Source organism: Pseudogemmobacter faecipullorum, from assembly GCF_020539525.1.
Lineage (GTDB): Bacteria > Pseudomonadota > Alphaproteobacteria > Rhodobacterales > Rhodobacteraceae > Pseudogemmobacter > Pseudogemmobacter faecipullorum.
The window spans coordinates 1-747 of the sequence record NZ_JACDXX010000083.1; the positions used below are offsets into that span (position 1 = coordinate 1).

The following is a 747-nucleotide window of genomic DNA, read 5'->3' on the forward strand; positions in this document are numbered from 1 at the left end:
ATACAGAAAAGTATTTTGTCTCAGAGGCTTATATCTACCGGCTGCTCAAATCGCACGACCTCATCACCAGCCCGGCCTACATCGTCATCAAGGCGGCCGATGAGTTCAAAGACAAGACCACGGCGCCAAACCAGATGTGGCAGACTGACTTCACCTATCTGAAAGTCATTGGCTGGGGTTGGTTTTACCTGTCCACGATCCTCGACGACTACTCCCGCTATGTCATCGGCTGGAAGCTCTGCGGCAACATGCGGGCCGAGGATGTCACCGACACGCTCGACATCGCTTTGGCAGCGTCAGGCTGCGACAGCGCCAAGGTTCTGCACAAACCCAGGCTGCTCAGCGATAATGGCTCGTCTTACATCGCTGCCGATCTGGCAGAATATCTCGAAGACAAAGGCATGAAGCACATTCGCGGCGCACCAATGCACCCCCAGACACAGGGAAAGATCGAAAGATGGCACCAGACCCTGAAGAACCGCATCTTGCTGGAAAACTACTTTCTCGAGGGCGAACTCCAAGCAGCCATCGCCGCCTTCATCGATCACTACAACAACCACCGCTACCACGAGAGCATCGGCAACCTAACCCCGGCTGACGTCTACTTCGGTCGCGGTGAAACCATCCTGGCTGAAAGGAGGCGCATCAAACAGCAGACCATCCAAAACCGCCGCTTGAACCACCAGCGTCAAGCAGCATAGCCTGAACCCGATGAGCCCAAGCCATCTGCTACAAAATCAGCGCGGC

At 55.4% G+C, this 747-nt stretch carries 1 protein-coding gene; it reads left to right on the top strand.

The window, feature by feature from the left end:
- Nucleotides 1-701, top strand: a 701-nt coding sequence (locus H0485_RS21285) for a DDE-type integrase/transposase/recombinase (RefSeq protein ID WP_226937872.1), incomplete at its 5' end; no start/stop codon positions are given.
- Between the last annotated feature and the right edge of the window lie 46 nt (nucleotides 702-747).